At 64.0% G+C, this 23,405-nt stretch carries 23 protein-coding genes; 13 read left to right on the forward strand and 10 right to left on the reverse strand.

What is annotated here, in order from left to right; all coding sequences use genetic code 11:
* Positions 1-53 precede the first annotated feature (53 nt).
* From BM109_RS36040 to BM109_RS36060, 5 genes are all read left to right on the forward strand, one after another.
* On the forward strand, positions 54-1,508 hold the full coding sequence (locus BM109_RS36040; RefSeq protein WP_093354048.1) for an aspartate ammonia-lyase: 1,455 nt from the start codon (positions 54-56) through the stop codon (positions 1,506-1,508).
* 168 nt (positions 1,509-1,676) lie between these two features.
* On the forward strand, positions 1,677-2,576 hold the full coding sequence (locus BM109_RS36045; RefSeq protein ID WP_093354050.1) for an amino acid ABC transporter substrate-binding protein: 900 nt from the start codon (positions 1,677-1,679) through the stop codon (positions 2,574-2,576).
* Positions 2,577-2,669: 93 nt separating this feature from the next.
* Positions 2,670-3,398 carry an amino acid ABC transporter permease gene (locus BM109_RS36050; RefSeq protein ID WP_093354052.1) on the forward strand — a complete coding sequence of 243 codons (729 nt, stop codon included), beginning with the start codon at positions 2,670-2,672 and terminating at the stop codon, positions 3,396-3,398.
* Between the two features lies 1 nt (position 3,399).
* Entirely contained in the window at positions 3,400-4,089 is a 690-nt protein-coding gene (locus tag BM109_RS36055) for an amino acid ABC transporter permease (protein ID WP_057590982.1), read from the forward strand.
* Positions 4,090-4,127: 38 nt separating this feature from the next.
* Entirely contained in the window at positions 4,128-4,865 is a 738-nt protein-coding gene (locus BM109_RS36060) for an amino acid ABC transporter ATP-binding protein (protein ID WP_093354121.1), read from the forward strand.
* 57 nt (positions 4,866-4,922) lie between these two features.
* Here BM109_RS36060 and BM109_RS36065 read toward each other — a convergent pair whose 3' ends face one another.
* Positions 4,923-5,984, reverse strand: a complete 1,062-nt coding sequence (locus BM109_RS36065; protein WP_093354123.1) for an alpha/beta hydrolase family protein — start codon at positions 5,982-5,984, stop codon at positions 4,923-4,925.
* 160 nt (positions 5,985-6,144) lie between these two features.
* Positions 6,145-7,911, reverse strand: coding sequence for an amidohydrolase (locus tag BM109_RS36070; RefSeq protein ID WP_177239550.1), 1,767 nt, complete (start codon positions 7,909-7,911; stop codon positions 6,145-6,147).
* Positions 7,912-8,029: 118 nt separating this feature from the next.
* Here BM109_RS36070 and BM109_RS36075 point away from each other — a divergent pair, with 118 nt between their 5' ends.
* A complete protein-coding gene (locus BM109_RS36075; protein ID WP_143129328.1) occupies positions 8,030-8,470 on the forward strand; it encodes a surface-adhesin E family protein in 441 nt (146 codons plus the stop codon).
* A gap of 45 nt (positions 8,471-8,515) precedes the next feature.
* Entirely contained in the window at positions 8,516-8,845 is a 330-nt protein-coding gene (locus tag BM109_RS36080; RefSeq protein ID WP_093354057.1) for a peptidyl-tRNA hydrolase, read from the forward strand.
* A 9-nt stretch (positions 8,846-8,854) separates the two neighbouring features.
* Here the strand turns inward: BM109_RS36080 and gstA are convergent, their stop codons facing one another.
* Entirely contained in the window at positions 8,855-9,487 is a 633-nt protein-coding gene (gstA, locus tag BM109_RS36085; RefSeq protein ID WP_093354060.1) for a glutathione transferase GstA, read from the reverse strand.
* A 141-nt stretch (positions 9,488-9,628) separates the two neighbouring features.
* On the opposite strand from gstA, the gene BM109_RS36090 reads away from it, so the two are divergent.
* Entirely contained in the window at positions 9,629-9,952 is a 324-nt protein-coding gene (locus BM109_RS36090; protein ID WP_093354062.1) for a winged helix-turn-helix transcriptional regulator, read from the forward strand.
* Between the two features lie 417 nt (positions 9,953-10,369).
* The gene (locus BM109_RS41025; RefSeq protein WP_143129329.1) at positions 10,370-11,155 is read left to right on the forward strand and encodes a hypothetical protein; all 786 of its coding nucleotides are present in this window, start codon (positions 10,370-10,372) and stop codon (positions 11,153-11,155) included.
* A 13-nt stretch (positions 11,156-11,168) separates the two neighbouring features.
* Here BM109_RS41025 and BM109_RS36095 read toward each other — a convergent pair whose 3' ends face one another.
* Both BM109_RS36095 and BM109_RS36100 read right to left on the reverse strand, forming a co-directional pair.
* On the reverse strand, positions 11,169-12,146 hold the full coding sequence (locus BM109_RS36095; RefSeq protein WP_093354065.1) for a nucleoside hydrolase: 978 nt from the start codon (positions 12,144-12,146) through the stop codon (positions 11,169-11,171).
* Between the two features lie 59 nt (positions 12,147-12,205).
* Positions 12,206-13,036 (reverse strand): dienelactone hydrolase family protein, encoded by an 831-nt coding sequence (locus tag BM109_RS36100; RefSeq protein WP_093354067.1) that lies wholly within the window; start codon positions 13,034-13,036, stop codon positions 12,206-12,208.
* A gap of 117 nt (positions 13,037-13,153) precedes the next feature.
* On the opposite strand from BM109_RS36100, the gene BM109_RS36105 reads away from it, so the two are divergent.
* Complete coding sequence (locus BM109_RS36105) at positions 13,154-14,119, forward strand: GlxA family transcriptional regulator (RefSeq protein WP_093354070.1); 966 nt, start codon at positions 13,154-13,156, stop codon at positions 14,117-14,119.
* Positions 14,120-14,147: 28 nt separating this feature from the next.
* Here the strand turns inward: BM109_RS36105 and BM109_RS36110 are convergent, their stop codons facing one another.
* The 3 genes from BM109_RS36110 to BM109_RS36120 are packed head-to-tail and all read right to left on the reverse strand — an operon-like array spanning position 14,148 to position 17,099.
* Entirely contained in the window at positions 14,148-15,185 is a 1,038-nt protein-coding gene (locus BM109_RS36110; RefSeq protein ID WP_093354073.1) for a DctP family TRAP transporter solute-binding subunit, read from the reverse strand.
* A 49-nt stretch (positions 15,186-15,234) separates the two neighbouring features.
* Entirely contained in the window at positions 15,235-16,533 is a 1,299-nt protein-coding gene (locus tag BM109_RS36115) for a TRAP transporter large permease (RefSeq protein ID WP_057590991.1), read from the reverse strand.
* Positions 16,530-17,099, reverse strand: coding sequence for a TRAP transporter small permease (locus tag BM109_RS36120; RefSeq protein ID WP_057598344.1), 570 nt, complete (start codon positions 17,097-17,099; stop codon positions 16,530-16,532). The genes BM109_RS36115 and BM109_RS36120 overlap by 4 nt, the downstream gene beginning before the upstream one ends.
* Positions 17,100-17,832: 733 nt before the next feature.
* On the opposite strand from BM109_RS36120, the gene BM109_RS41030 reads away from it, so the two are divergent.
* From BM109_RS41030 to BM109_RS36135, 3 genes are all read left to right on the forward strand, one after another.
* Complete coding sequence (locus tag BM109_RS41030) at positions 17,833-18,165, forward strand: hypothetical protein (RefSeq protein WP_143129330.1); 333 nt, start codon at positions 17,833-17,835, stop codon at positions 18,163-18,165.
* Positions 18,166-18,689: 524 nt separating this feature from the next.
* Positions 18,690-19,472 carry a hypothetical protein gene (locus BM109_RS41540; RefSeq protein ID WP_218159445.1) on the forward strand — a complete coding sequence of 261 codons (783 nt, stop codon included), beginning with the start codon at positions 18,690-18,692 and terminating at the stop codon, positions 19,470-19,472.
* Between the two features lie 100 nt (positions 19,473-19,572).
* The gene (locus BM109_RS36135; RefSeq protein ID WP_093354075.1) at positions 19,573-20,748 is read left to right on the forward strand and encodes a hypothetical protein; all 1,176 of its coding nucleotides are present in this window, start codon (positions 19,573-19,575) and stop codon (positions 20,746-20,748) included.
* Between the two features lie 765 nt (positions 20,749-21,513).
* Here BM109_RS36135 and BM109_RS36140 read toward each other — a convergent pair.
* Both BM109_RS36140 and BM109_RS36145 read right to left on the reverse strand, forming a co-directional pair.
* The gene (locus tag BM109_RS36140) at positions 21,514-22,485 is read right to left on the reverse strand and encodes an NAD(P)H-dependent flavin oxidoreductase (RefSeq protein ID WP_093354078.1); all 972 of its coding nucleotides are present in this window, start codon (positions 22,483-22,485) and stop codon (positions 21,514-21,516) included.
* Positions 22,486-22,499: 14 nt separating this feature from the next.
* On the reverse strand, positions 22,500-23,405 hold a 906-nt coding region (locus BM109_RS36145), incomplete at its 5' end, for an electron transfer flavoprotein subunit alpha/FixB family protein (RefSeq protein ID WP_093354080.1).

Genomic DNA, 23,405 nt, shown 5'->3' on the forward strand with positions numbered 1-23,405 from the left:
CGCAACTCCATGGCACGCGTTCTCGCGTGCTTTTTTTCAGCCGAGAGGTGGGTATGGGCTCCAACTTCAGAACCGAACACGACTTCCTCGGCGAGAAGCAGATTCCCGCCGTCGCCTACTGGGGCGTGCACACGGCCCGCGCGGTCGAGAACTTCGCGATCTCCGGCACCCGCGTGTCGGCCATGCCCGACCTGGTGCGCGCGCTGGCCTTCGTGAAGAAGGCCGCCACGCGCGCCAATGCCGACCTCGGCGCGATCGACCGCGACCGCGCGGCCGCGATCATCCTGGCCTGCGACGACCTGATCGAGGGCAAGCTGCTCGACGAGTTCGTGGTCGACGTGATCCAGGGCGGCGCCGGCACCTCGACCAACATGAACGCCAACGAGGTCATCTGCAACCTCGCGCTCGAGAAGCTGGGCCACGAGAAGGGCCGCTACGACGTGCTGCATCCCAACGACCACGTCAACGCCTCGCAGAGCACCAACGACGTCTACCCGACCGCCGTGCGGCTGGCGCTGTGGTTCGCGATCGGCAAGCTGCTCGAGGCCATGGCGGCGCTGCGCCGCAGCTTCGAGGCCAAGGCGCTCGAGTTCAAGGACGTGCTCAAGATCGGCCGCACCCAGCTGCAGGACGCGGTGCCCATGACCCTGGGCCAGGAGTTCCTGACCTACGCCATCATGATCGGCGAGGACGAGGCCCGCCTCGGCGAGGCGCGCGCGCTGATCGAGGAGATCAACCTCGGCGCCACCGCCATCGGCACCGGCATCAACGCGCCACACGGCTATGCCAACCTGGCCTGCCAGTACCTGGCAGAGCAGACCGGCGTGCCGCTCAAGCAGGCCGCCAACCTGATCGAGGCCACGCAGGACACCGGTGCCTTCGTGCAGCTGTCGGGCGTGCTCAAGCGCGTGGCCACCAAGCTCAGCAAGACCTGCAACGACCTGCGCCTGCTCTCGAGCGGCCCGCAGGCAGGCTTCGGCGAGATCCGGCTGCCCGCGCGGCAGGCCGGCTCGTCGATCATGCCGGGCAAGGTCAACCCGGTGATCCCGGAGGTGATGAACCAGGTGGCCTTCGAGGTGATCGGCAACGACATCACCGTGACCATGGCGTCCGAAGCCGGCCAGCTGCAGCTCAACGCCTTCGAGCCGATCATGGGCTGGAGCCTGTTCAAGAGCATCAAGCACCTGGGCAACGCCTGCAACACGCTGCAGCTGAACTGCGTCGACGGCATCGAGGCCAACCGCGAGTTCCTCGCCAAGCGGGTGCGCGAGTCGGTCACGCTGGTCACCGCGCTCAATCCGCTGATCGGCTACGAGAAGGCCGCGCTGATCGCCAAGACCGCGCTGGCCACGGGCGGGCCGATCGACCTGGTGGCCGAATCGCTGGGCATCATGACGCGCGCCGAGATGGACGCGCTGCTGGTTCCGGAGAACCTGACCCAGCCCGTGCGGCTGTCCGTGCCGGTGCCGCCGGCCGCGGAACCGTCGGGCACAAAGGCTGCTTTGTGAAAGCCGGACAATGCCAAATCCTGTGTCCGCACCAGCCAGGCGCCTTATGCGCCCGCCCGGTGCGCGGCTCGGGGAAAATGCACCGGGTTGGTCCGGGTATTCCCCCGAGACATCATGTCTAGAATTTCGTTGTATCTCTCATTTCCGTCACCCTCAGGAGTTTTCCGTATGAAAAAGCAAGTACTGGCATTGGCAATCGCGGCGCTGGCCGCCGGCGGCGCGATGGCGCAGGCCAATGACACGCTGGCCAAGATCAAGGCATCGGGCGTCATCACCGAAGGTGTGCGTGAATCCTCGGGTCTGTCGTACACGCTGGGCAACGGCCAATACACCGGCTTCCACTACGACGTCTGCGCCAACATCATCAAGGACCTCGAGAAGGCCGCCGGCAAGAAGCTCGAAGTCAAGTACCAGCCCGTGACCTCGCAGAACCGCATCCCGCTGGTGCAGAACGGCACCGTCGACATCGAGTGCGGCTCCACCACCAACAACGCCACGCGCCAGAAGGACGTGGCCTTCGGCGTGACCACCTACGTCGAGGAAACCAAGATCGTCGTGAAGGCGAACTCGGGCATCAACTCGCTGGCCGACCTGAAGGACAAGACCGTCGCCACCACCACCGGCACCACGCCGCTGCAGACCGTGCGCAAGCAGAAGCGCGCCGAAAACCTGACCTTCAAGGAGGTCTACGGCAAGGACCACTCCGACAGCTTCCTGCTGCTCGAGACCGGCCGTGCCGACGCCTTCGTGATGGACGGCTCGATCCTGGCCGCGCTGGCCGCCAAGTCCAAGTCGCCGAAGGACTACAAGATCCTGAACGACGTGCTTGCCGTCGAGCCCATCGCCATCATGATCCGCAAGGACGACCCCGCCTTCAAGAAGGCCGTGGACGACAGCATCAAGGCCCAGGCCAAGTCGGGCGAACTCGCCAAGCTCTACGACAAGTGGTTCCTGAAGCCGATCCCCCCGGCAAACGTCACCATCAACCTGCCGCTGGGCGAAGCCACCAAGAACGCATGGGCCAACCCGAACGACAAGCCCGCTGAAGAGTACGTGACCAAGGAATAAGCGTCGCGTCGCTGCGTGAATGACGCCCACCTTTCGCGGTGGGCGTTTCTTTTCAGGGACTGATTTTCGGAAGAAGGCGAAGGAGTAAGAAAAATGGGCAACTGGGATTGGCAGGTCTTCCTGCAGGACCCCGGGGGGGAATATCCGACCTATCTGCAATGGATGCTGTCGGCCTGGGGCTGGACGGTGTCCGTGGCACTGTTGGCGTTGATCGTCGCGTTGGTGCTGGGCTCGCTGGTGGGGATCATCCGCACCCTGCCCGACAGCCCGTGGCTGGTGAGGCTGGGCAATGCCTGGGTCGAGCTGTTCCGCAACATTCCGCTGCTGGTGCAGATCTTCCTTTGGTACCACGTCATTCCGGCGCTGGTCCCGGTCATGAAGGGCGTGCCGAGCTTCATCCTGGTGGTGCTGGCGCTGGGCTTCTTCACGTCGGCGCGTATCGCCGAGCAGGTGCGCTCGGGCATCCAGGCGCTGCCCAAGGGCCAGCGCTACGCGGGCATGGCGGTGGGCTTCACCACGGCGCAGTACTACCGCTACGTGATCCTGCCGATGGCCTACCGCATCATCATCCCGCCGCTCACGAGCGAGACGATGAACATCTTCAAGAATTCGTCCGTCGCGTTCGCCGTGTCGGTCACCGAACTCACCATGTTCGCCATGCAGGCGCAGGAAGAAACCTCGCGCGGCATCGAGGTCTACCTCGCGGTGACGGCGTGCTACGTGGTGTCGGCCCTGGCCATCAACCGGCTCATGGCCTTCATCGAGAAGAAGACCCGCGTGCCGGGCTTCATCGTCTCGGCCAGCGGCGGCGGAGGACACTGACATGATGAATCTCGACCTGTCCTTCTACAACTGGGACGTCATCAGCAACTTCGTCATCAAGGGCTTCTACTTCAGCATCATGCTGACGGTGGTGGCCACGATCGGCGGCGTGATCTTCGGCACGATCCTCGCGCTCATGCGCCTGTCGGGCAAGAAGTGGCTCGATGCGCCCGCGGCGCTCTACGTCAACGGCATGCGCAGCATCCCGCTGGTGATGGTGATCCTGTGGTTCTTCCTGCTGGTGCCGGCCTCGTTCTATTCGCTGTTCGGCTCGGTGGGTTCCAACTACCGCTCCGAGATCTCGGCCGTGATCACCTTCGTCGCGTTCGAGGCCGCCTACTTCAGCGAGATCATGCGCGCGGGCATCCAGTCGATCCCGCGCGGCCAGGTGAATGCGGGCCAGGCGGTGGGCATGACCTACGGCCAGAACATGCGCCTCGTGGTGCTGCCGCAGGCCTTCCGCAACATGCTGCCGGTGCTGCTCACGCAGACCATCATCCTGTTCCAGGACACCTCGCTGGTCTACGCCATCGGCGCCTACGACATGCTCAAGGGCTTCGAGACCGCGGGCAAGAACTTCGGCCGCCCGATCGAGGCCTACCTGCTCGCCGCCGTCGTGTACTTCGTGATGTGCTATGCGCTGTCGTACCTGGTGAAGCGCCTGCACAAGAAAATCGCCATCATCCGCTGACAGAGCACTGAACCGGAGAGAAAGAAATGTCCGAAAAAATGATCGAAATCAAGAACGTCTCCAAGTGGTACGGCCCCGTGCAGGTGCTCAACGACTGCTCCGTCAGCATCGCCAAGGGCGACGTGGTCGTGGTCTGCGGTCCCTCGGGCTCGGGCAAGTCCACGCTCATCAAGACCGTGAACGCGCTCGAACCCTTCCAGAAGGGCGAGATCACCGTCAATGGCATCCCGCTGCACGACCCCAAGACCAACCTGCCGAAGCTGCGCTCCAAGGTCGGCATGGTGTTCCAGCACTTCGAGCTGTTCCCGCACCTGTCGGTGACCGAGAACCTCACGATCGCGCAGATCAAGGTGCTGGGCCGCACGCCCGACGAGGCCAAGACCCGCGGCCTCAAGATGCTCGACCGCGTGGGCCTGATGGCGCACAAGGACAAGTTCCCGGGCCAGCTCTCGGGCGGCCAGCAGCAGCGCGTGGCGATCGCCCGCGCGCTGAGCATGGACCCGATCGTGATGCTGTTCGACGAACCCACCTCGGCGCTCGACCCCGAGATGGTCGGCGAAGTGCTCGACGTGATGGTGAGCCTGGCCAAGGAAGGCATGACCATGATGGTGGTCACGCACGAAATGGGCTTCGCCCGCAAGGTCGCGAGCCGCGTGATCTTCATCGACGTCGGCGGCCGCATCCTCGAGGACTGCTCGAAGGACGAGTTCTTCGGCCAGCCCGAGAACCGCCAGCCGCGCACCAAGGACTTCCTCAACAAGATCCTGCAGCACTGAACGCTGCGCGTTGCGACGAATGACGAGGGCCATGCCGGCGACGGCATGGCCCTTTTTTCATGGCGTGCCGGATTTCGCCCATGCCTCGTCGAAGAAGGCCGGAATCTCCCGCCCCAGGCGCGCCAGCAGTGCCTGTCGGTCGAAGCCCGGCGGATCGGCGGCGATGTCGCCATCAGGCGTCTGGATGGGCATGGACGGTGTGTCCATGAACGCGAAGTGCCAGGCATTCGGGATGCGCTGCAGCTCGGCGGCCGGCATGTTGCGCGCGATCCATTCGGCATGGAAGCGCGGCACCAGGAAGCGGTCCTGCTCGGCTTCGTAGATGCGCGTGGGCACCCGGACCTGGGCCAGCGACGCGGCCGTGAAGGGCACGCCGGCCGGGGCCATGGCCACGACGGCGCGCACGCGCGGGTCGCGCAGCGAAGGCAGCAGCGATGCGGCCGGAGCGGTGGGGACGGCGGGCGCCGCGGACGTCCCGCCATCGCGGCCCACGCCGCAGAAGATCGGATCGGCGGCGCGCTCGCTCGCGCAATGCGCGGCGATGCGCGACAGGTCGGCCTGCGCGCCCGCGAGCGCGAGCACCGTGTAGCCGCCGGCCGAGTGGCCCACGGCGCCGATGCGCGGGCCCTGGTCGTCGCGCGCGATACGGTCCTTCCATTGCGGGTCCTGCAGCAGGGCGTCGATCACGTGCGAAGCCTGCCGCGGCCGTTCGCCGAAGTAGGCGGCTCCGCCCTGTTTCAGCCGCGAGCCGTCCTGCCAGTTGTCGCCCGGATGGCGCAGCGCCGCCACCAGGTAGCCCGCGCGCGCGAGCGCCTCGGCCAGGCTGCCGTGGCCCAGCTCGGTGCCGGCGAGGCCGTGGCTCAGCAGGATCAATCCCTTGAACTTCTCGTCGGGCGGCGCCTGGATCGCGGCGCGCACGGTGAACGGCCCCATGGCCGTCGTGCGAGGCGCGGCCTGCGTCGGGTAGTAGAGCGCGACCACGGTCGGCGCGGCATCGGGCGTGGCGCCCGGAATGCGGACCTGCCGCCAGCCGGCCTCGGCGGCCAGCAACTGGCAGGACAGCAGCAGGCCCGAGGCGAGCAGCAGGGCGTGGCGAGAGAGGAGGGCAGTGGCGCGCATCGGGGTCTCCATGGCGGGGTCGGTGGAGTGCGCATGGTTGCCGCGGGACGGCGCGGCGGCCAGGCGAATGCGATGAAGTGCACGAAAGGCGGCGCGAAACGACCGGGGGAGGTGTCGAGGCCTCGTGGGCGGGCCGGAGCGGTCATGCGCCTTCGGTGGGTCAATCCGCCGATCGATAGACGGTCTTTCCTTCGAGCACGGTCTCCAGCACGCGGATGTCCTTGATGGCCGATGGATCCACCGCTGCGGGATTGGCCGAGAGCAGGACGAGATCCGCCCACTTGCCGACTTCGATGGAGCCGCGTTCCTTTTCCTCGAAGTTCTGGTAGGCCGCGTTGATCGTCGTTGCGCGAAGCGCATCGATCGCACTGATGCGTTGCGCAGGCCCGATCACCGCGCCGCTCGTCGATACGCGGTTCACGGCGGCCCAGATCAGCCGCATCGGGTCCATCGGCACCACGGGCGTATCGGCATGGATGGTGTAGACCATGCCGCGGTCCGCCGTGGATCGCGCCGGGCTGATGCGCTCCGCGCGCACCGGTCCGAGGAAGACGTCGCGGTGCCGATCGCCCCAGTAGTAGGTGTGAAGGATGAAGTAGGACGGAATCACGTTCAGCCTTTTCATCTCGTCGAGTTGATCCTCGCGCACCGTCTGCGAGTGGATCACCGTGTGACGTGCGTTGCTGCGCGGTGCTTCTTCCTGAGCGCGCCTGAAGGCATGGAGGATGTCGTCGATGGCCGCATCGCCGTTCCCGTGCACGAGCAACTGGCGGCCGGCCTTGTGATGACCGAGAACCTGTTGCGCAAGTGCCTCGCGATCCGCACGCGGAAAACCTCGGTAGCTCGCGTCGCCATGGAATGGCGTGTGGTAGGGCTGTCCCAGGTAACCCGTATAGCCCTGGATCGAGCCGTCGGCGAAGGTCTTGATGCCGCCGATCTTCACCTTCCTGCTCTTGAGATCGACCGTATCGAGTCCGGACATGCTCGTCGGCAAGGCCACCACGCGAATGGCGAGGTCACCTGCCTGCGCTGCCGCTTCGAGGGCCTTGATGCCGTCGGCACCGCTCGCACCGTCGCTGGCCGTCGTCACTCCGCGCGATGCGTAGAGCGCGCTGATGGCTTGGGTCGCGGCCTGCACCTGTGCCGCGGTCAGTGGTGGTTTGAGCCCGCCCACCATCTGCACGGCTGTCTCCTCGAGCACGCCATCCGGTTCACCGCTCGCATCCTTTCGAATCACGCCGCCCGATGGATCGGACGTTGCGGCGTCGATGCCGGCCAAGGCCAGGGCGACGCTGTTCGCCACGGCAAGATGGCCCGAGACATGGGTGATGAGGATCGGTTGCGTCGCCGAGACCCGATCGAGATCCGCGCGGGTCGGATGGCGCTTCTCGGCGAGGAGCGTGTCGTCGTAGCCGAAACCGGTGATCCATGCGTCGGGTCCGAGCTTGGCCCTTTGTTCCTCGAGGACCGACAGCAACTGCGAGAGGTCCTGCACCGGCCCGATCGGCGGGCTGTTGAGATCGGCTTCGAACAGCAGGTTGGTGCCCGCGAAGACAAGATGACTGTGCGCATCGTAGATGCCGGGGATCAGCGTCCTGCCGCCGAGATCGATGACCCGCGTCGCGCTGCCGATGTGCTTTTCGATTGCGTTCGATGCGCCGACGGCGAGGATCCTGCCATCGGAAATCGCGACGGCCTGAGCGACCGAGTTTTTTTCGTCGAGCGTCAGGACCGTGCCGTTCTTGTAGATCAGTTGTGCCGCCTGTGCCGGCGGCGCTGGAGGGACAGACGCGCCGATCTCCAACCCCCCGTTTCCGCCACCCCCGCTGCAACCCACCATGGTCATGCCGCTGACGGCAAGAAGAAGTGCCGCGCCGATCGATCGGGAACGCGAGCGCACCTTGCCCTGAGAAAAGGCACTTTTCATCTTAGATTACTCCCTTGCGTGAACCGGGCCAGAACGTTGGCGCCGGATTCAATCTACGAAAGAGCCTTGCGATTCGATAGAACCAGTGGCTTTGTTTTGGTGGAGCCAGGAGGAAAAGATGACGCTGCGCCTACTCGCACACGGCACCGCAACGGTGCGATGCCTCGTGGCATCGGCTTGCACGGTGGCAAGCCTGCTGGCATCGATACCGGCGCAAGCCGCCGAGGACTGGACCGAGATTGCGTCCACCGCGCGCAAGAAGGTGCTGCTGCGGCGCGATTCGATCCGTCCGCACGGCGATGCCGTCGAGGCCTGGACGCTCTACCGCTACGACGAACTGCAGACCGATGTCGGCAAGACCCCGTACCGCAGCTCGCGCTACCTCTACGACTACGACTGCAAGGGCGCGCGCGAGAAGATGCGCCGCGTCGTGAGCCACAACGGGCCGCTGGAAGCGCACGACATCGACCTGAGCCGGCGCAGCGAGTGGAAGGCGGTGGGCGGGCCGACGACGGTGAGCGGGATCGTGTTCAAGAACGTGTGTGCCGGAGCGCGTTGATCGGTGCCAACCGAGGAAGGACACGCCCGCGGCGTGCGCAATCGCATGAAGATGTACATCCTGGTTCGAGACGACATTCCGTTGGGCTTTGCGATGGTCGCGGTCGCCCATGCCTCGCTGGCCGGCTATCTCAAGTTTCAGGACGAGCCCGAAACGCGGCAATGGCTGGCCGGTCCTTTCTTCAAGGCGGTCTGCAAGGCAAATGCCAAGGAGTTCGAGAATGCGAAACAGGTCGCGGACCATCTGGTCTTGACCGAATCCGCCTTGGAGAACCGGGAGGTGGCGATCGTCTTCAAGCCTCGGGAAGAGTGGCCGAAGATGTTCAAGTTTCTTCGGCTCTACAAAGATGCGCCGCCTGCCGTGCCGGCGTCCTGATGACGCGTCTTACTTGAGCCCTTCGGTATCGAGCGCCTTGCGGACCGCGGGCCGTGCCCGCACGCGTTGATACCAGGCCCGCAGGTTGTCCAGCCCATCGAAATGGATGTCGGCCCTGTAGACGGACGCGAGCCATGCGGCCTGGCCCCATTGGGTCAGCGCATAGAGATACGCGTCGGCGGCCGTGAAGCCATCGCCCATCAGGTAGTCGCGGCCGGCAAGCTGCTCGTCGATCCAGGCATAGCGCTGCTCGAGCTTGGGCTTCGCGGTCTCGACGCCGTACTTTCCGGCGAGCACGGCATAGAGCAGGGGAATGAAGCCCTTGTGGATTTCCGAGGTCAGGAAGCTCAGCCATTCCTGCAGGCGATAGCGCTCGAGGCTGCCGTTCTCCGGCGCCAGGCGCGACGCCGGCTTCAGGTCGGCCAGGTACTGAACGATGGCGGGGCCTTCGCGCAGCAACGTGCCGTCGTCGAGCTCGAGCAGCGGGACATAGCCGAAGGGGCTGAGTTCGCGGAAGTCGCGGCCGTCCTGCGTCCTGTGCGTCTTGTGGTCGACCTTGACGAGGTCGAAGTCGAGGCCCAGTTCGTTCAGCACGATGTGGGGCGAGAGCGAGCAGGCGCCGGGGATGTAGTAGAGCTTCATGGGTTCTTCGATGGGCGGGAGGTACGGCGCTGGAGAGCACCTCGGGCCATGTTAGGAACCGGGCGTGGATTTGGAAGAAGGCACATAAACTGCCTCTAGGTTAAAAAAATATACCTGCGGCCCTCTTCTCCATCGCGTGCTATGAAATCGAACGTCTCGGGTTGCTCCGTCGAGGAAGCTATGCGCTTGCTGGGCGGCCGCTGGCGGCTGTTGCTGGTGTCCTATCTGGTCGATGGACCCAAGCGATTCAACGAATTGCGCCGCGACGTGCCCGGCATTTCCCAGCGCTCGCTGACCCTGGACCTGCGCGCGCTCGAAGAGGCCGGGCTCGTGCAGCGAACCGTCCATGCCACGGTTCCGGTCAAGGTCGTGTACCAGCTCACGCCGGACGGGGAGCGCCTGAAGCCTGTCGTCAGCGTGATGATGGAATTCGGGCTGTGGCTGAAGGCCAGGGCTGCAGGCTGAGCCGCGTGTTCGAGTGCTGCCATCTCGTCATTGTGGGGCGGCACGCGCTCTACCCCTGGCTAGCGCCGTACCCATCAAAGGACCGCTGGCCGGAATGGTCAGTACCAATGTGCGCACGCGTAGGTCGCGCACAAGGACAGCAGTAGACCTAACCGAGCCGCAGAGCTTGACAGCAGGCAATGCGCATCCTGGACAGCTTCAACGAGGTCGACGAAGTGCGCAGAATTGCCACATGGGACTTCAAAGAAGCGTAGAAAAGGTGGCACGATGACTAATAGCGCAGATGTTGTGCTGTCGCCAGAGTGGGTAATGAGCTTTTCGCTATCTTTATCGGTTTTGGTTTCGTGGGCCTGCTGCAACTTGGTGCTTTTTTATTGAAGCAGTCTGATGTAATTTAAGTTTAATTGACTATTTGCGATGCAAAAAACGATCGTGCGCTATCTTAGTGGCCAGAAATTCGATTGGCTGCTTTCCGACTCTGGCTTGTATTTGAGTGCGGCAGAAAATCAAAGCGATCCTGCCGAGGGTGTTTATGATCATGCTCTTTTGTCTCGTCACATCACCGAAAGCGTAAGTGATGCAGGCGTCGTCATGCCTGCGAGTTTTGAAGAGCACATGTTAGGCTTGCAAAAAGTAAATAAAAAAATTAACTTTCTAAGCTGTTGGTATCTTGGATCTGATGAATCTCAAGAAATGTGGGATGAATTTGGAGAGAATGGGGTAATTGTCTTGAGCAATGATTGGGCGCTGCAAGATGCTCTGCCAAGGCCATTGCAACATGCAACTTCTTTTGTCGAGGTAATTTACAGCGATGAACTAAAGCCTCTCGCTATCAACAAGCCATTGCAGGTAAAAAATAAAAAATTTTTCAAGGAAAAAGAATTTCGCATTGTTTTTAACTTGTTGCAGTATTCGATACTGACCGGCTTTGAGGCTGCAGTAGAAATTCGCGATGGAGAATTTTTGTCTCACGAAAGCGAGGGGGTTACCTCGGGCATTTCAAAAGAGGAAATGGAGCAGAGTCATAAGGTTATTCGGCGAAAAGGTGATGGCTTTGTTTTTAATTATTCTTTGAGTTCGATAATCAAGGAGGTGCGAGTTCATCCTCGAGCAACGGACGAGGATCTGCAAAAAATCGGACTTCGGTTAAAGGCGGCGGGAATAAATTGCCCGATTAGCCACTCGTCTCTGCGAGAGGCGTAGCAACTCTATCCGCTCAGAACAAACGAGAAATGCGCTGCGTCATCAAGTCGAAGAACCCCTGCGCATCCCCCTCCGCGATCCAGCGCACGTTCGCCGGCTTCTTCAACCCCCCATACCAGTCCACCACCGTCTGCCCGAACCCCAGCCCTTCGCGGCTGTCGATCGCCACGTTGACCCATCGGCCGCCGAACAGCGAGGGCTGCAGCAGGTAGCCGACCACGGTGGCGTCGTGCACCGGCCCGCCGGGCAGGCCGTAGTACTGCATGTCGTGCCGCACATAGGCATCGAGGATGTCGGCCACGATCCGGCCCGCCTGGTTGCCGAGGCCGCGCAGGCGCGCGATGCGCTCGGGCGTGGCCAGCACCTTGTGCGTGAGGTCCAGCGGCAGCATGGTGATCGGCACGCCGCTTCCGAGCACGATCTCGGCCGCATGCGGATCGGCGAAGACGTTGAACTCGGCCGTCGGCGTGATGTTGCCGCCGTTGAAATGCGCGCCGGCCATGAGCACCAGCTCGCGCAGGCCGCGCACGATGTCGGGCGCCTGCGCGAGCGCCAGCGCGAGGTTGGTCTGCGGGCCGAGCATCGCGAGCGTCACGCTCTGCGCGGGCGCGGCGCGCAGGGTGTCGATGAGGTAGTCGACCGCATGCCCTTCGGCCAGCGGCTGCGCGGGCTCGTGCACCTGCACGCCGGTGATGCCCTCGCTGCCGTGAATGTCGGCCGCGTAGATCGGCGTGCGCAGCAGGGGACGCTGCGCGCCGCCGTAAACCGGAATGTCGGGCCGTTGCCCCCACTCGCGCGCCAGCCGCGCGTTGCGCGAGGTCTTGGCGAGCGGCACGTTGCCGGCCACCGTCGTCAGCGCCTGGATCTTCAGGCGCTCGGGCGAGGCCATGGCGAGCAGCAGTGCGATCACGTCGTCGGCACCGGGGTCGGTGTCGATGATCAGCGTGTGGACGGTGGTGTCGTCGGAAAGCGGGGGCGTGTTCGTCGGCATGCGGGCTCCATGCAGGCGCGATGGAGCGCGCGCCTGCGGGCAGCCAGTCTGCCAGAGCTTCAGCCCAGGAGCCGCCTCGCGAAGAAGGCCAGGATCTCGTCGCGCGCCGCGATGGTCGGCTGTCCGGCCTCGTCGATCAGGTGCGCGGTGACCACGCTGTGCGGGCTCGCGACCACCTGGGCGAAGAAGGGCGGCGTGTCGGGGTTGGCCGCGCTGTCGGGCAGCACGCGCGCCACGAAGCGGTCGCCGAGCGCCTGCGAGAAGGCGGCGAAGCGCTCGGCCTTGCAGAACCTGTCGCCCTCGAAGCGATAGGCCATCACCGTCAGGTCCTCGCGCTCCAGCCGCTCGCGCACGGTGGCCAGTTCGTCGGCCGCCACGTTGGTGCCGGCCGCGTCGTCGAGCGGCAGCGAGGGCTGGCACACCACGGGCGCGAGCACGGCGCGCTCGAGCATCATCGACAGCGCGAAGTTGCCGGTGAAGCACATGCCGATCGCGCCTACGCCGGGGCCGCCGCATTCGGCGTGCGCGAGCCGCGCGAGCGCGCGCAGCCATTGCGTGACGGGGCTCGAGGCGTTCGACGCGAAGGCGCGGAACTCGGCGCTCACGCAGGCGCGCTTGAACACCGCCGCGCCTTCCTCGGCCTGCGGCACGGCCCCGTCGCGGCCGAACAGCGAGGGCATGTAGACGGTGAAGCCCGCATCGCGCACCCAGCGCGCGAAGCGCGCCACCTGGGGGCTGATGCCGGGCATCTCGGTCATCACGATCACGGCGGGGCCGCTGCCCATCAGGTAGACCTTCTTGGCGACGCCGTCGAGTTCGATCTCGCGCGAGGAGAAGTCGTCGAGCGGGTCGTCGCGGTCGAGCGGGCGGGTGGCGGGTGCGTGGGTCATGGCGTGGGCAGTGGGTTGGGCAGCGGGGTGGATGAAGCTTGTATTTGGCCCACTGGCCGTTCAGAATGGCAGTGTCCTGTTTGACTGTTTCAGGGCCAAATCGGACAAGACTTCGCCATGCACGACTTCACGATCCTGGTGCTGCCCGGCGCCTTCGCCTCCAGCGTCGCCGCCACGGCCGACATCCTCGGTGCCGCGCGCTCGGTGGCCGCGCGCGCCGGCGTGGCGCCGCCGCGCTGGCGGCTGTGCTCGCCGGCCGGCGGCATGGTTGCGCTGCGCTCGGGCATGCACATCGACACCGTGCGCCTGCCGGCCCGCGCGCGCGACGACCGCTCGACCTGGGTGGTGCCGGGGCTCGGCCTCGACACGCCCGAGCAGATCCGCCGCTGCCTCGAGAGCGAGGACGCCGCGCGCGCCATCGATGGGCTCGCGCGCCATGCGCGCGCCGGCGGCCAGGTCGCGGCCTCGTGCTCGGCGGTGTTCCTGCTCAATGCGGCAGGCCTGTTGCAGGGCCGCCTCGCGACCACCTCGTGGTGGTATGCCGCGCTGCTCAAGCGCATGGCACCCGACTGCACGGTCGACGTCGACCGCATGGTCTGCGCCGACGGCCCGGTGGTCACGGCCGGCGCGGCCTTCGCGCAGACCGACCTGATGCTGCACCTGCTGCGCGAACGCTGCGGCAGCGCGCTCACCGACCTGGTATCGCGGCTGCTGCTGATCGACGGGCGTCAGGCGCAGGCGCCGTTCATCGTTCCCGAGCTGCTGGCCAACGGCAACGACCTGGTGGCGCGGCTCGCGGCACGCGTGGAAGCGGCGCTGCCGGCACCGCCCTCCGTGAGCGAGCTGGCGCGCGAGTTCTGCATGTCGGAGCGCACGCTCGCGCGCCACGTGATGAAGGCCACCGGCAAGAGCACGCAGGCGCTGCTGCAGGGGGTGCGGCTGCGGCGCGCGCGGGCGCTGCTCGAATCCAGCCGCATGACGGTCGACCAGGTGGCCGGCGCCGTCGGGTATCAGGACGCCACCGCGTTGCGGCGCCTGATGAAGAAGGTGGCGGGCGCGAACCCCAGCCGCTATCGCAACTGAGGCGCGCCGGCCCGCGCGGCGTTTGCTCTTACTTCTTGCGTGCAGCGATCGCCTTCTCGGCGCGCGCCACGAGATCGGCACCCACGGTCGGCTTCCACTTCTCGTACACCGGACGCGTGGCCTTCACGAAGGCATCGCGTTCAGCGGGCGTGAGGCTGGTGACAGTCACGCCCATGGCCGCGATGTCCTTGAGCACGGGCTTGTCGGCTTCCACCAGGCCCTTGCGCGCGATGACGATTTCTTCCTTGCCGGCGTCGATCGCGGCCTGGCGCACGATGGCCTGGTCGGCCGGCGTCCACGAGGCCCAGATCTCCTTGTTGACCACGAACACCAGCGGGTCGGCGACATAGCCCCAGGTGGTCACGAACTTCTGGCCCACGGTGTGCATCTTGAGCACCGTGAACAGGAACAGCGGGTTCTCCTGGCCGTCGACGGCACCGCTGGCGAGCGCGGGCTGCGCATCGGCCCAGCTCATCTGCGTGGGGTTAGCACCCAGCGCGGTCAGCATGTCGGAGTAGATCGGCGAACCGACCACGCGGATCTTCATGCCCTTGACGTCGGCCGGCGTCTTGATCGGGCGCTTCGAGTTGGTGATCTCGCGGAAGCCGTTCTCGCCCCAGGCCAGCGGCACCACGCCGGCCTTGTCGAGGGTCTTGAAGATCTCCTGGCCGACCTCGCCCTGCGTGAGGGCGTCGATGGCCGCGTAATCGGGCATCAGGAAGGGCATCGAGAACAGGTTGAGCTGCTTGACCTGCGGCGACCAGTTGATGGTCGAGCCCACGGCCATGTCGATCACGCCCTGGCGCAGCGCGCTGAACTCGCGCGTCTGGTCGCCTTGAATGAGCGACACGCCCGGGTACAGCTTGATGTTGATGCGGCCCTGGGTGCGCTCCTTCACGAGGTCGGCCCAGATCTTCCCGGCCTGGCCCCACGGCGTGGGCGGGCCCAGCACCAGCGACATCTTGTATTCGGCCTTGTAGGCGGCCTGCGCCATGGCGCCCGACGAGAACATGCCCAGGGCGGTCGCGACGGCGGCGAGGCCGAGCAGGGTGCGGCGGAATTTCATCTGATCTATCTCCTCGTTGAAAAAAGTCGGGCGGCCGCGGGCACGTCCATCAGTAGCCGAGCTTGCGCGGCAGCCACAGCGCGAGTTCGGGGAAGGCGATCACCAGCACCATCACCACGAACATCGAGAACAGCATCCAGCCGACCCAGCGCACGGTCTCCTCCATGCGCACCTTGGCGATGCGGCACGACACCATCAGGTTGACGGCCAGCGGCGGCGTGAACTGGCCGAGCGCGACCTTGAGCGTGAGGATCACGCCGAACCAGACCGGGTCCCACTTGTAGTACTGCACGATCGGCAGCAGCAGCGGCACGAAGATCAGGAAGATCGAGACACCGTCGAGGAACATGCCGACCGTGATGAGCAGCAGGATCAGCAGCGCGAGCACGCCGTATTCGCCCAGGCCCGAGTTGACGATGGCGCGCGTCACCGGATCGATCACGCCGAGCGTCGACAGCGAGTAGGCGAAGATGCCCGCGAGCGAGACCACCAGCAGGATCACGGCCGAGAGCTCGCCCGATTCGCGCAGGATGACGAACAGGTCGCGGACCTTGATGGTGCGATGGATGCACATGCCGACGAAGAGGCCGTAGAACACGGCGACCACGGCCGCCTCGGTGGGCGTGAACCAGCCCGCGCGCATGCCGCCGAGGATCAGCACCGGCGCCGCCAGGCCCCAGGTGGCTTCGCGAAAGCTCTTCCAGAACGGCGGGCGCGGCAGGGTGGATTCGAGCGCGCCCATCTTGTGCTTGCGCGCCAGCCACACGGCCGGAATCATCAGCGCCAGGCCGGCCAGCACGCCGGGCACCATGCCGGCGGCGAACAGCGCGGGCACCGAGGCGCCGGGCACCAGCACCGAATAGACGATGAAGGCCACCGAGGGCGGGATCAGGATGTCGGTGGCCGCGGCGGCGCCGACCACGCTGGCCGAGTAGGCGGCCGGATAGCCGGCGCGCGACATGGCGGCGATCATCACCGCGCCCACGGCGGCGGCATTGGCCGGGCCCGAGCCCGAGATGCCGCCGAGGAACATCGCGACCGCGATCGCCACCAGCGGCAGCATGCCGGAGCCGCGGCCCACGATGGCGATGGCGAAGTTCACCAGCCGCAGCGCGACCCCCGAGCGGTCGAAGATCGAGCCCACCAGCACGAACATCGGAATGGCGAGCAGCGGGTACTTGCCGAGGCCGGCATAGAAGTTCTGCGGCACCGCGAGCAGGCCGAACCACTGGGCGTCGGTGTTGGCGAGCGCGATGCAGGCCGCGCCGGCCAGGCCGAGCGCCGCGCCGATGGGCACGCCCACCAGCATCATCAGCAGGAAGGCGACGAACAGGAGCGTGGCGATCATTCGGCGGCGTCCTGCTGGTCGTTGTTCTTGTGCTTGCGGCCGCGCCGCACGAACAGCCCGATGGCGCGCAGCGCGATGGCCAGCGACACGATCGGCAGCCAGATCGAATACCACCAGGCCGGCACGCCGATGCCGGGCGAGGTCTCCTCGAAGCGGTAGTCGTCCCAGACCATGCGCACGCTGAGCGCGGCGATCAGGCCGAACAGCGCGGCAATCATCAGCGCGCCGAACTGCGCCAGCCGGCGGCGCCGGGCCATCGAGCCGCTCTCGGCGAAGTACTCGATGCGGATGTGGCGGTCGCGCGCGACCGCGGCCGAGCCGGCGACCAGCGCCAGCATGATCATCAGGAACACGGAGAACTCCTCGGTCCAGGCGAAGGAGGAGTCGGTGAAGTAGCGCACCAGGACGTTGGCGAAGGTGATGAGCGCGAGCGCGCCCATGATGAGCACGGTCAGCCAGTCCTCGATGCCCAGGGGCACCTTGGTGGGCTCGTCGGCGGCTTCGATGTCGGGGGGGAGGGGGCTGGCGGCGTCCAGCGTGGGGCCGGACTCAGGAGGAGTGGTCATCGGAGGAAACGGGCAGCTGGGGCAGGCGCCATGTCACCGGGCGGTCGCCGGGACGCGATCCGTACACCTCGACAGGGGAGCTGGCGTCGATTCTGGGGCGTCAATGTCCACTGATATATCGGGGGTTTCCTTTAGCTGTTGCTTGTGCTTTGGGGGCGGTGGAAGGGGCGGTTTTCTGCCTTTTGGCGGCTATGGGCGGAGGCCTGGGGGCGTTCGGGGGCGTGCACAGGACACCGGGTGCTTCCCTCCGCGAATGTCCCCCGGCCTTCGGCCTCCTCCTTTATTTCGCTGCGGGAAGCACCCGGTGCCCTGTGCATGGTGAGTGCGGGGGGAGGTTGGCGGTTCGATTTGCTGTCCGGGCCCAGGTTGAAGAGAGTCAGCTCGTGGACTCGACCCTCCAGTCGCAGCCGCACCCGCAGCGCACCAATGTCCTTGAGCTCAAAAAGCGCGTTCTGGCCGGTGATCTTCCCGTTGTCCCGGGGCACTCAGCAGGTTGCAGTGCTTGCTGATCTCATGCTGGCCTCCCGTCGATTTGAGGGGCCTCAGCATGCGCGAGCAGGGCTGCGGCTTTCCTTGATACGGCGCCTGTTTCACTGCATTGAGCATCAGCTTTCATGGCTATGCTTGACCCAAGGTGGCAAGAGAAAGAATTGGCCAGCAGTCATCATCCGGAGCCGCTGCTCAAGTCGACTGGAAGCGGACGATCGTGAAGTGAGAAGTGCTGCTGAATCGAATGAGAAAAGTCGAACTCTTGACTATTGAGGACCAGTTCCAACTCAGTGGCGTTGGGCTGACGCTCGCTCCCGATTTTCCTGTTCCGAAGGGGTGGGAAAATATCTTGGACGTGGTCACTGTGGTAACGCCGGAGGGCGAAGTGTTTGATGCTGTGGCGCAGTTCAACCTGACACACTTCAACTTCAGGAGTGCCGAAGCAGGCATCGATCGACAGACGGTGGCGAGTTCTTCTGTCGTTGCCGGATGTCTCGAAGGAGCGAGTTCCCATAGGCGCCGAATCTTCGCTTCGCAGAGCGTTCGGACGTCAGTTCTGGGCGAGGATTTCGCGTGAAGGCAGTGCGCTCTGCCAAAGTCTCGTAGCGGCCAGATTCGGTCATTCGGCCCATGACAATGTCCGTCAGTTCTAGGCTGGCTGCAGTCCTCCAGTTTTGGCTGACCGGTGACCGTTGTCGTCATTACCAGTCATTGAACTTTCCACGGACTGAGTGACCGCTGCGCTGCCAGGATCGGCCATTCAGCACAGCTCTCTCAGGGGAGAGCAAGTTACGTTGTGCCCACACAGCCCAAAGACTGCTATTCCGGGTTGAGAGCTAAATCACCCCGAGCCTTCAAGGTCGCGTTGTAGCTGGACCAGTTGGTGGTGCGATACCGGGGCTTGAAACTACTGAGGGGCATGGTTCATGCCGAACGCCTACTGGTTTACGCGGACAGATTTATGCGACAGCGCCTACTGAAGCACAGTCGGACACTGTAGGCGACGGTGCGATCACACTCAACTGCATTGGTCAGAGCTTTCGCTCCTACGACGCGATACTATTCGGGGCAAAGAATTCACATCAAACAGGGAGTTTTGCTGTGACCAAAAGGGACGACTTCAAAGCAGCCACGAAAGTAGCGCTTGCCCGTCGGGCTGCACACTTTTGCTCCAATCCGCGTTGCCTCAAGCTCACTATCGGGCCGCACCACGATTCAACCAAAGCTCTGACTTCGGGTCACGCCGCACATATTCATGCGGCCTCTGCACTAGGGCCCCGCTACGAGGCCTCGCAAACCGTCGCAGAGCGAACGTCCATAGATAACGGCCTGTGGCTTTGCAGGGAGTGTGGAGTCATTGTCGATGGTGACGAGTGCACTCACGACGCGAACTTGCTTCGCAAGTGGAAGAAAGACCACGAGAACATGGTTTCGGAGGTCCGCACCGAAGGATATTCGCGCAGCCTCGCCTTGCTTCAGTCCGGGCGCATGGAGCCGCAGATAGCGAAGGAGATCGTCTCTGCCATGACGGATCGGCGCTCGTTATGGACCACATTTGACGCCGAATGTCCCGACCACGTCCGACAGTCGCTTGATGAACTTCGCCGACGCTTCGTTACTATTCGAGGGAAGCTCCTTGACGGAACAGCACTTGATGGAATCTTGCTGTCGCTGACCAAGACGATTCTAATTTTCTTCGACGCCATGAAGTCAGTCGACCTCAGAACGTTACGCTGCAGTTCGACTGATCCTGAGTGGCACCATTTCAATGGTGCGCTGTCAGCACTTCGGAAATCTATAGGACTGCAGATTGCCAACCTCGCAAATGCCTATGGCATTGCTTTGTGCGAGGATCTTCAGAGTATTGCTCCGGCCAGAATCTAGCTGCACCTTCACACAAGGATAGTCGGATACTGGGGCACGCATTGCGCACCCAGATGATGCAAAGCCGATAGCTTGTCAGCATCGATTGAGGAAAATCTAGGTGAATTCAGAACAGATCGAGTTCAAGAAACTTTTGGGCCAGACCCAGAAAGAAGCCAGCATAAAAGCATGCCTGCGAGTCGGCGACGAGCAACTTGAATGCTCTGGGAAGGTTGTTCATGCCCATTCCATCCAACGGGGCAAGATCCTCGAATCTATCGCAGATGGAGGCGGAGAAAACGAAGGGAAGATATACCACCTTGGTTTCTCGCCGGCAGAGGATATGCAATCCATGCAGCCGGAGTTCAAGCTACAAGGAATCAAGAAGTTCAGTACCTTCACCGGATTCTGCGGCGGCCACGACAAAGCCATATTCCAACCGATTGAGGATGTGGCGTTCAGCGCGACGACCAAGCAACAGAACATCTATGCCTACCGGGCCGCAGCCAAGGAGCTGCACTCCAACCTTGAGTCGAAAACTTTTTGCGAAGTGCTGCTGGGCGACAAGTTAAACGTTGATGACTTTCCGCCGCACTACCAAATGATGCTTCCGCATATCAAGCGGGGCGAACGCGTGGTCCCTGATTTCATACTCGAAGTCATTCTGCAAGGTGAGAAGAACCATAACATTCGGATTAGGCACATGCAGTGCGGACACAGCATTTCTGAACTGCAGCAGATTTGCGATAACCTGACAAATGCTATCGAACGCGAGGAGTCGTCGGAGTTCGAACACGTCTACCATGCCCTCGAGGGCGCTTTCCCTATAGCCTGCAGCGCGTCGTTCATTCCGTACTTCGACCATGATGGCCGTCGCATCATCTCCAAGCAGGAAGAGCAACGAGTGGCTCAATCGAGCGCAGCTAGCCATGCTGACATGAAGAACGTGATGCTCAACGTTTTTCCGGAAGGCGGCAAAACCCATATCATCTTCACCTTCTCTAAGGGCAACCTGAGTTTCAAGGCGTCGATAGAACGACTGCTCAAGCTCGAGGATGAAGCGCTGAAGATTGGCCTTTCAAACATCGTGCTCAACTACGTTGAAAACTCTGCCTACGGCCCGAAGTACATCAACGATAACTTCAGCCCAGACCAGATCAAGAAAATTGCGGAGGTGTTCGCGGTCTCTGCAATCGATAGAGATAAATTTCGAAAGAGCGACATCAATCTATTTGTTGCAAGGCCAACCGCTACGACTCAGCGACTGGTACCTGGAGGCTCAGGACGGGAGCGCTGAGGGCAGCCGCGTCGGAATGGAACCGGAACATGAAATCAGCTGTCTGGTTTCCAGATTGATTCAATCGCGATCAAGTCCTAAGCGTTTGCGTGTCATGTCGCACATGAAAATTTCGTATGAGATGGCGCGTCTTAGAGAATGGCTCATGGCCCGCCAAGAGTTGAAGGATCGCTTTGTAGCGACAGCACCTATTCGTGAGTCGACATAGCGGACTTTCAGCATCCCCGAGGAAGCCCTGTTAGCAGAGGGTTGCTGTTCATCGGAAAGCAGCCATTGGAGAAGCGACTGTCTTGGCGCTCTGAATGACCTCTATGAAGTAGTGGCCGGTAGTTCGCCCTGCGGCAATGAGCATCCTGGCCGTCGCCTTTTGATACCTCGCATCCGCATCGCTGCTTTCGCACCGACAACCTGCCGCGAGGTAAGCAGCCTTCGAACATCTCAATGGTGATTGCGTATGTCGCGCCGTTCTTCTCCCCTTGTTGGGGTATCGAGTGAGAGGGGCATTCACCCTAGAGAAGAAGCCGGCAAGTTGCCGTGCCGTTCGGCACGAAGTCGAGGCAACCGCGCTAAAGGCAGCTTCCGCGATGCGCTGCGCGCGAGCCTCGCGGGACTGCGGGATGTCGGCTCGCAGCGGCTCCAACGATCACGTCGATGGGGTGCCTTGCGCAGCGAAATCAAGGAGGAGGCCGTAGGCCGGGGGACATTCGCGGAGCAAGGTACCCCGTCGGCGTGATCGCCCCCGGACGCGAGCGAGCAAGAAAAGACTCAGTCCATCCAGGCCCGCGCCCGGTCCAGATGCTCGCGGCACTCGCGCACCATGCGTTCCAGCAGCTCCGCGCAAGTCGGGATGTCGTCGATCAGCCCGATGCATTGGCCGGCGGAGACGACGCCGTCCTGCACCGCGCCCGACTCCAGCGCGGCGCGGCCGCGCGCGCCAGCCACCAGCGGACGGATCTCCTCGAATTCGCAGCCGCCCAAACGGTTCTCCGTGGCCACCACCTCTTCGGAGATCGCGTTGCGGAACACGCGCGCGGTGTTGCGCATGGTGCGGAACATCAGCTTGGTGTCGCGCTCGCTCGCATCCACCAGCGCCTGCTTGATGTTGTCGTGGATCGGCGCTTCCTGGGTCACGCAGAAGCGCGTGCCCATGTTCACGCCCTCGGCGCCGAGCGCCAGCGCGGCGGCCATGCCGCGGCCGTCGGCGATGCCGCCCGAGGCGATGATGGGGATGCGCAGCTTGCGCGCAGCGATCGGCAGCAGGATCAGGCCGGGCACGTCGTCCTCGCCCGGATGGCCCGCGCACTCGAAGCCGTCGACCGACACGGCGTCGACGCCATTGCGTTCGGCCGACAGCGCATGGCGCACCGAGGTGCACTTGTGGACGATCTTCACGTCGTGGCGCTTGAGCGCTTCGATGAAGTCCTTCGGGCTGTTGCCCGCGGTCTCCACGATCTTCACGCCGCTGTCGATGATCGCCTGCACGTACTCGGCGTAGGGCGGCGGCTTCACGGCCGGCAGGATGGTGAGGTTCACGCCGAAGGGCTTGTCGGTCAGCGCGCGGGTGCGCTCGACCTCGCGGCGCAGGTCGTCGGGCGTGGGCTGCGTGAGCGCGGTCACGATGCCCAGGCCGCCGGCATTGGAGACGGCAGCGGCCAGTTCGGCGCGGCCCACCCACTGCATGCCGCCCTGCACGATCGGGTAGCGGATGCCGAGCAGCTCGGTGATGCGGGTCTTCATGCGGGCGCTTCCTCTTACAGCGTCTTCACCAGCTCGGGCACGGCCGTGAACAGGTCGGCCACGAGGCCGTAGTCGGCCACCGAGAAGATCGGCGCTTCCTCGTCCTTGTTGATCGCCACGATCACCTTGGAGTCCTTCATGCCGGCCAGATGCTGGATCGCACCCGAGATGCCAGCGGCGATGTACAGCTGCGGCGCGACGATCTTGCCGGTCTGGCCCACTTGCCAGTCGTTCGGGGCGTAGCCCGCGTCGACGGCGGCGCGGCTGGCGCCGAGGCCCGCGTTGAGCTTGTCGGCCAGCGGGGCCATCACTTCGGTGAACTTCTCGGCGCTGCCCAGGGCGCGGCCACCCGAGACGATGATCTTGGCTGCCGTCAGTTCGGGGCGTTCGCTCTTCGTGACCTCGCGGCCCACGAAGCTGCTCTTGCCGCTGTTGGCCACGCCTTCGGCGGTCTCGACCGTTGCGCTGCCACCGGTGGCGGCGGCGGCATCGAAGCCGGTGGTGCGAACGGTGATGACCTTGGTCGCATCGCTGCTCTGCACGGTGGCAATGGCGTTGCCCGCGTAGATCGGACGCTCGAAGGTGTCGGGGCTGTCGACCTTGGTGATGTCGGAGATTTGAGCGACATCGAGCTTGGCCGCCACGCGCGGCGCGACGTTCTTGCCGTTGGCGGTCGAGGGGAACAGGATGTGGCTGTAGTTGCCGGCGATGGCCAGCACTTGAGCCGCAACGTTCTCTGCGAGGTTCTCGGCGAGGCTCGGGCTATCGGCCGCGATGACCTTGGTGACGCCAGCGATCTGGGCCGCGGCCTTGGCGGCTTCGGCCGCATTGGCACCGGCCACGAGCACGTGGACGTCGCCACCGCAGGCGAGCGCGGCGGTCACGGTGTTGAGGGTGGCCGGCTTGATGCTGGCGTGGTC

This window comes from Variovorax sp. PDC80, assembly GCF_900115375.1.
GTDB lineage: Bacteria > Pseudomonadota > Gammaproteobacteria > Burkholderiales > Burkholderiaceae_C > Variovorax.